General features: G+C 60.9%; 10 protein-coding genes. 6 read left to right on the top strand and 4 right to left on the bottom strand.

Annotated elements, in window-relative coordinates; all coding sequences use genetic code 11:
* Positions 1 to 31: 31 nt before the first annotated feature.
* Positions 32 to 319 (bottom strand): PTS sugar transporter subunit IIB, encoded by a 288-nt coding sequence (locus tag OKC27_RS19565; protein WP_058053271.1) that lies wholly within the window; start codon positions 317 to 319, stop codon positions 32 to 34.
* 35 nt (positions 320 to 354) lie between these two features.
* The gene (locus OKC27_RS19570; RefSeq protein WP_033136381.1) at positions 355 to 798 is read right to left on the bottom strand and encodes a PTS sugar transporter subunit IIA; all 444 of its coding nucleotides are present in this window, start codon (positions 796 to 798) and stop codon (positions 355 to 357) included.
* Between the two features lie 251 nt (positions 799 to 1,049).
* Here OKC27_RS19570 and OKC27_RS19575 point away from each other — a divergent pair, with 251 nt between their 5' ends.
* From OKC27_RS19575 to OKC27_RS19590, 4 genes are all read left to right on the top strand, one after another.
* Positions 1,050 to 2,072, top strand: a complete 1,023-nt coding sequence (locus OKC27_RS19575) for a LacI family DNA-binding transcriptional regulator (protein WP_182938629.1) — start codon at positions 1,050 to 1,052, stop codon at positions 2,070 to 2,072.
* Between the two features lie 32 nt (positions 2,073 to 2,104).
* The gene (acuI, locus tag OKC27_RS19580; protein WP_182938630.1) at positions 2,105 to 3,085 is read left to right on the top strand and encodes an acrylyl-CoA reductase (NADPH); all 981 of its coding nucleotides are present in this window, start codon (positions 2,105 to 2,107) and stop codon (positions 3,083 to 3,085) included.
* A 74-nt stretch (positions 3,086 to 3,159) separates the two neighbouring features.
* Complete coding sequence (locus tag OKC27_RS19585) at positions 3,160 to 3,285, top strand: hypothetical protein (RefSeq protein WP_265328520.1); 126 nt, start codon at positions 3,160 to 3,162, stop codon at positions 3,283 to 3,285.
* Between the two features lie 136 nt (positions 3,286 to 3,421).
* On the top strand, positions 3,422 to 3,754 hold the full coding sequence (locus OKC27_RS19590) for a DUF2799 domain-containing protein (protein WP_042061170.1): 333 nt from the start codon (positions 3,422 to 3,424) through the stop codon (positions 3,752 to 3,754).
* Between the two features lie 18 nt (positions 3,755 to 3,772).
* On the opposite strand, the gene OKC27_RS19595 is transcribed toward OKC27_RS19590, so the two are convergent.
* Entirely contained in the window at positions 3,773 to 3,937 is a 165-nt protein-coding gene (locus OKC27_RS19595) for a hypothetical protein (RefSeq protein ID WP_098971330.1), read from the bottom strand.
* Positions 3,938 to 4,049: 112 nt separating this feature from the next.
* Complete coding sequence (locus OKC27_RS19600) at positions 4,050 to 4,490, bottom strand: flagellar basal body-associated FliL family protein (protein ID WP_042657797.1); 441 nt, start codon at positions 4,488 to 4,490, stop codon at positions 4,050 to 4,052.
* A 145-nt stretch (positions 4,491 to 4,635) separates the two neighbouring features.
* Here OKC27_RS19600 and OKC27_RS19605 point away from each other — a divergent pair, with 145 nt between their 5' ends.
* Positions 4,636 to 5,172, top strand: coding sequence for a chorismate--pyruvate lyase family protein (locus OKC27_RS19605; RefSeq protein ID WP_139708601.1), 537 nt, complete (start codon positions 4,636 to 4,638; stop codon positions 5,170 to 5,172).
* Positions 5,169 to 6,038, top strand: coding sequence for a 4-hydroxybenzoate octaprenyltransferase (ubiA, locus tag OKC27_RS19610; RefSeq protein WP_182938631.1), 870 nt, complete (start codon positions 5,169 to 5,171; stop codon positions 6,036 to 6,038). The genes OKC27_RS19605 and ubiA overlap by 4 nt, the downstream gene beginning before the upstream one ends.
* The last annotated feature ends 119 nt before the right edge of the window (positions 6,039 to 6,157 follow it).

A 6,157-nucleotide genomic window follows, 5' to 3' on the forward strand; every position in this document is an offset into this window, starting at 1 on the left:
AGATGCGGCCCGCAGGCCGCATGGAGGATTCTTAGAGGGCACCCAGTTCGCGCAGGGCGGTGGAGAGCTGCTCTTTCATCGCGACCTTGTCGACCATGTTGGCGAGGCTCACCAGTCGGCCATTGACGCCCATGGATTGCAGCTGCTCGGCGATGTCGCGGGTGGCGATAAAGATCTCGGCGGTTTCGCTACCGGCGGAGGCCAGATCGCGGTGATCCACGTCGGCGGTGACCGCCAGCTCTTTCAGGATGCTCTTGATGCTCATTTCCATCATCAGGCTGGTGCCCAGACCGTGACCGCATACAACCAGAATTTTCATTGTCTCTTCCTCTGTCAGGTGCGCCGTGGCGCAGATCAGTAGCGCGCCAGAATGCGCAGGATGTCGTCTTTGGTGTCGGCCGCGATGATGGCCGCCACGTCCTCTTCATTCATAAACAGCTCGGCCAGCTGGGCGATGGTCTCCACGTGGGAGTTGCTGTCGCTGGCAGCCAGGGTGATCAGCAGCTGGATCGGGTCGTTGCCCTCGGAATCGAAATTGACCCCCTGCTTGATGACGGTCAGACCCAGCCCCAGCCGGTTGACGCCATCCTCGGGGCGAGCGTGGGGCATCGCCAGACCGGGGCCCAAGACGTAGTAGGGGCCGAGCTCTTCATGAGAGCGAAACAGCGCCGCCACGTAGGAGGGCTCGATGGTGCCATTGGCCAGCAGGGGCGCCGTGGCCAGCTCGATGGCGTGGCGCCAGTCGCGGGCGGCAGGTTCGATGCGGATGACATCCTCGGTCAGCAGTTGAGTCAGCATGGTGGTGATCCGGCTAGTTAAGATGGGGCCAATTTATCGATCTTGCGGTGGTGAAACTGTGAGGCTGATCGCGAAAGTTAGCGCTATCAGATAGCGCTAACATGAAACTGTGATAGCGCTATCACTTCATTCATTAACGGGAGTCATCTTGCCCCCGTGATCCGGGAAAGAGGGTAGAATCGGCCCTGAGCAAATAGTCAGTGCCGCACTTTTGCCTTAAAGTGGGCAGCCGCAAGTCGAGGATGGGATGGATGTCAGAAGCAAAGAAGCGCCGTAGCACGGGTCGGGTGACCCTCAACGATGTGGCCCAGTTGGCCGGCGTGGGGGCCATGACGGTCTCCCGTGCCCTGCGCACGCCGGAGATGGTCTCCGACAAGATGCGCGAACGCATCGACGCCGCGGTGGAAGAGCTCGGCTACATCCCCAACCGGGCGGCCGGGGCGCTGGCCTCTGCCACCTCCCAGACCATCGTAGTGATCGTCCCCAGTCTGGCGGAAGCGGGCTGTGGCGAGATGATCGCTGGCCTGCAACAGACCCTGCAGGGCGAGGGTTACCAGATCATGCTGGGGGATGCCCAGCATCTGAAGCAGCAGGAAGAGCGCCTGCTGACCAGCTTTCTGCAGCACAATCCGGCGGCGGTGGTGCTGTTTGGTGGCGATCCCGGCGAGACGATCCGTACCCGCCTGAAAGCCTCCCGCCTGCCGGTGGTGGAAGTCGGCGCCATGGCGCGCAGCCCCATCGACATGAATGTGGGGGTCTCCAATTTCGATGCCGGTTATCAGCTGACCCGCCACCTCATCGAGCGGGGCTACCGCAACATCGGTTTTCTCTGTGCCCGTCAGGAGCAGTGGATGCTGCAACAGCGGATGCAGGGCTGGCAGAAGGCACTGCTCGACAACTACCTCTCCCCCGATGCCATCATCAACACCTCGGAGCGACCCAGCTTCAGCACCGGCGCCACCATGCTGGGAGAATTTCTGCTGCGCTGGCCCGAGCTCGATGCACTTATCTGCGTCAACGACGAACTGGCGGCCGGGGTGCTGTTCGAGAGCCAGCGTCGCCATTTGAATGTGCCGGGCAAACTCGCCATCGCCGGATTTGACGATCTGGATGTGGCGCGCGCCTGTTATCCGACCCTTACCTCGGTCAGGATCCCCTATCGCAAAATGGGGCAGGAGGCCGCCGAGCTGATCCTGCGCCAACTGGCCGGGGAGCCCGTGATGGGCACCGCGCTGGCCCTCGATTTTCAACTGCAAAAGCGCCAAAGCAGCTGATCCCCGTTTCACACGTCATCAAAGAGGCAACCATGTTCAAGGCTCTGTTACTGGAAAACCAAGACGGCAAGACTGTTCCAACCCTGACCCGACTGACCGAGAGCCAGTTGCCGGAAGGTGAAGTGCGGGTGGCGGTCGCCTACAGCTCGATCAACTACAAGGATGGGCTGGCCATCACCGGCAAGGGCAAGATCGTGCGTCAGTGGCCGCTGGTGCCCGGCATCGACTTTGCCGGTACCGTGCTCGAATCTGCCGACAGCCGCTATCAGCCCGGTGACAAGGTGGTGCTGACCGGTTGGGGCGTGGGCGAAGGGCACTGGGGCGGCATGGCCGAACAGGCGCGGGTCAAGGGGGACTGGCTAGTGCCGTTGCCCGCCGGGCTGGATGAGCGCCAAGCCATGTGCATCGGTACCGCCGGTCTCACCGCCATGCTCTGCGTGCTGGCGCTGGAAGAGGCGGGTATTACCCCGGCAAGCGGCGAGGTGCTGGTCACCGGCGCGGCAGGCGGTGTGGGCTCAACCTCGGTTGCCCTGCTGGCGGCCCTAGGCTATCAGGTGGCGGCGTTGACCGGTCGTCCCGAAGAGCAGGGCGCCATGCTGACTGCGCTGGGCGCCAGCCGTATCGTGCCGCGCAGCGAACTGCTGGTGCCTGCCAAGCCGCTGGAGAAGCAGCTGTGGGCCGGTGCTATCGACACCGTTGGCAGTCAGGTGCTGGCCAAGCTGCTGGCCCAGATGAACTATGGCGGCGCCGTGGCAGCCTGCGGGCTGGCGGGCGGTTTCGATCTGCCGACCAGCGTGATGCCCTTCATCCTGCGCAATGTGCGACTGCAGGGGGTCGATTCGGTGATGTGCCCATTTGAACGTCGTCAACTGGCGTGGCAGCGGCTGGCGCGGGATCTGCCCGCCAGCTTCTTTGCGCAGGCCGTCACCGAGATCGGGCTGGAGCAGGTAGTGGAGGCCGCCGAGGCCATCACGCTGGGCCAGATCGCCGGTCGCGCCCTGGTTAAACTTTGAACGCTCTCTGACTGGCGAGCCTGACAATTCCGGATAAAATTGGAGTGCGGGTGAACTATCCAAGGAGAGTGAAGATGGGTGGACACAAGCCGGATTACGACTCCTCTGATGACGAGTGGGATCCGGAATCCTGGGAAGAAGAGCTGGATCAATGGGAAGATGAAAGCTGGCAGGATGATGACCCTTTCGATGACCAGTGAACCACAGCATAAATGAACAGGCGGGCTTTGAGCCCGCCTGATTTTTTTGCTGCGCTCACACGGCTGAGTGTTGGCCCTTGGTCAGGGCCGGGCCGCTGGGTAGAATGAACTGCCCAAATGACACTCAAGGATGACTATGCGACTCACCATCATATTGTTGGCTGCCCTGCTGGGTGGCTGTGTCTCCAACGATGATCCCTGCGAGAAGGTGTGGAGCGAGGTCGGAGAGGCGGATGGCAAGCTGGGCTTCACCGCCGAGCGGGTCGAGTTCCATCAGGGCCAGTGTGGCAAAAAGGTGGATACCGAACTGTGGGAGCAGGGGCGCCAGAAGGGGTTGGCATGGTATTGCCGCCCCGAGCATCTCTATCTGGCTGGCCGTTCCGGCGAGGAGTATCGCGGCGTTTGCCCGAATGATATCCAGGCGCGCAGACTGTTCGAGCAGGGGCGTCAGGGTTGGACCGATCAATAACGCCCTGACAGGGAGGGGCTACTCCTCTTTCAAGCGCAGCGGCTGGCAGAGGTAACCCTTGTCATTGGCGCTGCGGGCGCACTTGCCGCAGACAAACTTGGGTTTGCGGACTATCTTGCGCAACGCCTTGAGATCGGTGGGGATCTCGTGACGGCGCCATTCACACAGGGTTTTGCTGCCCATAACGACAACCTCTACGACTCGACGGCCGTATTGTAATCGATTTTCATTTCGAATAAACCGGCAAAGCTCGCTTATTGGCCGATATGCCAATAAGCGACTGTTTCGGTAGGGATTACTGGTAGAGGAACTTGGTGAAGATGAGCTCGCGCACCGCTTTCTTGCCGGTCTCTTTCACCAGCAGTTCGTTGACCTTGGTCTCGCACTCCTTGCGCAACTCTTCGCGGCTGACCAGGGATTTAATCTGCTCGGCGCTCTTGCTGCCCATCAGGCGGATGATGGTATCGCGGATCAGCGGGTCATGCTGCTCCAGTAGCTTGAGATCGGCCTCGTTCTCCGCCATCAGCTCCACCGTGACCCGGATATAGCCGAGGGTTTTGCCATCGCTCAGATAGTTGGTGATGATGTCGGGATCGAGCGCGTGGTAGGAGAAGCCCGGTTTGGCGGCCGCGGCCGCTTCTTCTCCCTCTGCGGGCGGCTCTTCTTCGGATGAGGCCTGTACATGCAGCGCACCACAGCTCAGTAACAACACCAGCAGAATTTTGAAGATCTTCATATAGATGGCTCATCAGCAAGAGATAACCCATTTTTGATGTTGCCATCGGGGCCGTCAAGCACGGATGTTCTTACATTTCGCTATTGATTTACGGATAATAAACCGGATTTTAACCTGAACACGGAAATCTCTGGATGGTGAAGCTGTGAAGTCCGAGTTGACTGTTCCCCTCACGCCGTTAAGCGGGTGGCTGGCCCCCGAATGTTGCGAATTGCCCGCCAGCTTGCGCCCCTGGCTGCTGGAGCCCGGCTCCATGACCCGGCGGCTGCGTCAGCACAATCGCCACTTTTCGGTGGAGTGGCTGGGCAATCACCCGGTCGCCCTCACTGCCGATGAGCAGTGGCTGGTGGATTCGGCCTCGCCGGTTGGTACTTGCCGCGAGGTGATCCTGCATGGGGATCAGGGGCCCGCCGTGCTGGGCTGGACCCTGTTTGCCGATGGCGCGCTGCAAGAGAGCGGCATCGCCGAGCTGGGCGAGCAGCCGCTGGGTGAGCGGGTATTTGGCCATGAGCCTGCCCGTCGCGATCACCTGCAGCTGGCCCGTTTCGATATCGCCGCCAATCCCCGGTGCCCTGCCGCCACTGTCTGGGGGCGTCGTTCCCGTCTGTTTCTGGGGCAGTGGCCACTGCTGGTGCACGAGCTGTTTCTGCCCTCTCTCGTCTGTGACAAGGAGCTGGAGTGAATCTGTTAACCAAGGAGCGGGGACTGGCGTACATGCAGTTGGCCCGTGTCGACAAACCCATAGGCACTCTGTTGCTGCTGTGGCCAACTCTGTGGGCGCTCTGGCTGGCCGCCGGTGGCCTGCCCAATCTCTGGGTGCTGACCGTATTTGTGGTCGGGGTCTTTCTGATGCGCTCGGCCGGGTGCGTGATCAACGACTATGCGGATCGCAACTTCGATGGCCACGTCAAACGCACCGCTGGCCGGCCCTTGCCCACGGGCAGAGTCAAACCGTGGGAGGTGCTGGTGCTCTTCTTCGTGTTGGCGCTTATCTCGTTTGGTCTGGTGCTGACTATGAATCCGCTCACCATCGGTCTGTCATTTGTCGGCCTGCTGCTGGCGGTGAGCTACCCCTTCATGAAGCGCTTTATCTCCAACCCCCAGCTGGTGCTCGGGATGGCCTTCTCCTGGTCGATTCCGATGGCCTATGCGGCGCAGGCGGATGCCCTGCCGCTGGTGGCCTGGCTGCTCTTCTTCGCCAACCTGCTCTGGACCGTGGCTTACGATACCCAGTACGCCATGGTGGATCGGGATGACGACCTCAAGCTCGGCCTCAAATCCAGCGCCATCCTGTTTGGCCGCTACGACAAGCGGATCATCGGCGCGCTGCAACTCTCGGCACTGCTGCTGTTGCTGGCGGTCGGGCAGCTGATGGCACTCGGTGGCTGGTATTACTGGGGTTTGCTGGGGGCGGCGGTGTTGTTTGTCTATCAGCAGCGGCTCATTCGCGAGCGGCAGCGGGAAGCCTGCTTCCAGGCGTTTCTCAACAACAACTATGTGGGGGCACTGGTGTTTGCCGGTCTGGTGCTCGACTACCTGCTGGCGTGACTTATCCCGCACAAATCCTGATAAAAAAGAAGGCCGCATGATGCTAATGCCGATCAGTTAAGGATCCATTGACCGATCCTCCTGATGTGTAAAAATCCGAAACCTGTTGATTGGTTTCG

Source organism: Aeromonas sp. QDB62, from assembly GCF_027705695.1.
GTDB lineage: Bacteria > Pseudomonadota > Gammaproteobacteria > Enterobacterales > Aeromonadaceae > Aeromonas > Aeromonas allosaccharophila.

What these genes read in the sequence shown, in the direction of transcription:
- OKC27_RS19565 (WP_058053271.1), bottom strand. Translation starts at nt 319, where the DNA reads ATGAAAATTCTGGTTGTATGCGGTCACGGTCTGGGCACCAGCCTGATG.
- OKC27_RS19570 (WP_033136381.1), bottom strand. Translation starts at nt 798, where the DNA reads ATGCTGACTCAACTGCTGACCGAGGATGTCATCCGCATCGAACCTGCC.
- OKC27_RS19575 (WP_182938629.1), top strand. Translation starts at nt 1,050, where the DNA reads ATGTCAGAAGCAAAGAAGCGCCGTAGCACGGGTCGGGTGACCCTCAAC.
- acuI (WP_182938630.1), top strand. Translation starts at nt 2,105, where the DNA reads ATGTTCAAGGCTCTGTTACTGGAAAACCAAGACGGCAAGACTGTTCCA.
- OKC27_RS19585 (WP_265328520.1), top strand. Translation starts at nt 3,160, where the DNA reads ATGGGTGGACACAAGCCGGATTACGACTCCTCTGATGACGAGTGGGAT.
- OKC27_RS19590 (WP_042061170.1), top strand. Translation starts at nt 3,422, where the DNA reads ATGCGACTCACCATCATATTGTTGGCTGCCCTGCTGGGTGGCTGTGTC.
- OKC27_RS19595 (WP_098971330.1), bottom strand. Translation starts at nt 3,937, where the DNA reads ATGGGCAGCAAAACCCTGTGTGAATGGCGCCGTCACGAGATCCCCACC.
- OKC27_RS19600 (WP_042657797.1), bottom strand. Translation starts at nt 4,490, where the DNA reads ATGAAGATCTTCAAAATTCTGCTGGTGTTGTTACTGAGCTGTGGTGCG.